Source organism: Candidatus Omnitrophota bacterium (genome assembly GCA_030695905.1).
GTDB lineage: Bacteria > Omnitrophota > Gorgyraeia > 2-01-FULL-45-10 > 2-01-FULL-45-10 > CAZHPY01.
This window is the reverse complement of the sequence record JAUYOL010000009.1, coordinates 1-1,044: the sequence shown is the minus strand read 5'-3', so window position 1 is coordinate 1,044 and position 1,044 is coordinate 1. Positions and strand designations below refer to the sequence as shown.

The 1,044-nt window shown below is 42.7% G+C and carries 2 protein-coding genes; both read left to right on the top strand.

Annotated features, from left to right (window positions below):
- The first annotated feature begins 590 nt into the window (after nt 1-590).
- Nucleotides 591-812 carry a MerR family transcriptional regulator gene (locus tag Q8R38_01775; protein MDP3790755.1) on the top strand — a complete coding sequence of 74 codons (222 nt, stop codon included), beginning with the start codon at nt 591-593 and terminating at the stop codon, nt 810-812.
- Nucleotides 809-1,044: hypothetical protein (locus tag Q8R38_01770; GenBank protein MDP3790754.1), on the top strand; the 236-nt coding region annotated here is incomplete at its 3' end. The genes Q8R38_01775 and Q8R38_01770, both read left to right, overlap by 4 nt.

The following is a 1,044-nucleotide window of genomic DNA, read 5'->3' as shown; positions in this document are numbered from 1 at the left end:
CGGCCCCTAAACGGGGCCTCATCCCGCCAAAAAGCGGCGGGATCGCCTAAGTTTAAAACGAAGGCGAACATCCTCGGCCCTTTTTAACCGTTTTTCGTCATCACAAAAGACCTAACATTTTTATTGTGCTTCCCATAACCGCAGGCTTAGGTTTATTATCAACTCATACCGTATAAAACTTCCCTGTCTCGTTATAGATATCAATTGCGGGTGACGCTTTGAGGACTTTTGGATATTAGGCGAGCATGGCATATAGGAATAGACCGCCGCTATAGGATTCCATATTGACCATCACGTATATGCTTTATATAGCCGGATGCGTTGTTAATCCTGGCGGGCTATTCATAGAGTCTATGCGAGCCTGTAGAAGCAAAAGTCCTCAAAGCGGCAGGCCCCGCTATCAATACATTAGAGAGACAGGGAAGTTTTATATCATAAGGGTGAGGGCGCGGCTGCCGAAGTCCGCCTATAGGGTAGACAGAAAGATTTGCTTAAAGCGCAATATTATGCTATACTTTTAACATATTTAACAGTTGCAGTAGTTACTGAAACTACATTAATACGTAGCTTATAGGCCGTTATATATACATATGAAGAAGATCTCCGCGCAAGATATCGTCAAAAAGTTCAACATAAGATACCCTACCCTGAATTACTATACCACCATAGGACTATTACCGCTTTTGGGCAAGAATGGAAATCAGCGAATATATGATGAGGGTGAAGTGAAGCGCCGGCTCGAAGAGATAACGCGCCTTTCGCAGGAAGGGTATCCGTTAAATCTTATAAGAAAGAAACTTTTAGGTGTATGATGAATAAATATTTTCCGGTGATGCTATTTCTGATCGTTTTAACCGGATCTATCATATTTTATCCTGTATATACCGTGTATACGCAAGAAGGGCAGGAGCAGGACCCCTCTCAAATACAGACCCAGTCCCAGCCAAAGGTCAGCGATACCGATGGTAAGATATCCTTAGACCTTAAAGGTATAGATATAGTGGAACTATTAAGGGTATTGTCACTGAAGACAGGCTTAACCAT

Coding starts and splice junctions, on each gene's coding strand:
- Q8R38_01775 (MDP3790755.1), top strand. CDS start 591: ATGAAGAAGATCTCCGCGCAAGATATCGTCAAAAAGTTCAACATAAGA.